Source organism: Azospirillum sp. TSO35-2, from assembly GCF_003116095.1.
Classification (GTDB): domain Bacteria; phylum Pseudomonadota; class Alphaproteobacteria; order Azospirillales; family Azospirillaceae; genus Azospirillum.
In genome coordinates, this window is the sequence record NZ_LGRA01000008.1 from 1296456 (window position 1) to 1296839 (window position 384).

General features: G+C 66.4%; 1 protein-coding gene. It reads right to left on the bottom strand.

The genetic code is table 11. From position 1 onward, the window contains the following. Nucleotides 1–381 (bottom strand): aldehyde dehydrogenase family protein (locus tag TSO352_RS07385; protein ID WP_348770564.1); only part of this gene is annotated, 381 nt, incomplete at its 3' end. Nucleotides 382–384: the final 3 nt, after the last annotated feature.

Below are 384 nucleotides of genomic sequence, written 5' to 3' on the forward strand. Positions count from 1 at the left end.
CGCGCGCGGGTGGGGGGAGAAGATCAGGCCGTTGCGGGTCTTCAGGGCGATCAACGCCTTGAAGATGGCGGTGGAGGTCGGGTTGGTGGTGGGGACGATGCCGCAGATCAGGCCGACCGGCTCGGCGATGGTGACGATGCCGGCGTCGCGGTCTTCCGACAGCACGCCGCAGGTCTTGTCGTCCTTGTACTTGTTGTAGATGTACTCGGCGGCGAAGTGGTTCTTGACGACCTTGTCCTCCATCACCCCCATGCCGGTCTCCGCCACCGCCAGCTTGGCCAGCGGGATGCGCGCGTCCGCCGCCGCCAGTGCCGCCTGCCGGAAGATCAGGTCGACCTTCTCCTGCGAAAACTCGGCGTACACACGCTGCGCCGCCTTCACACG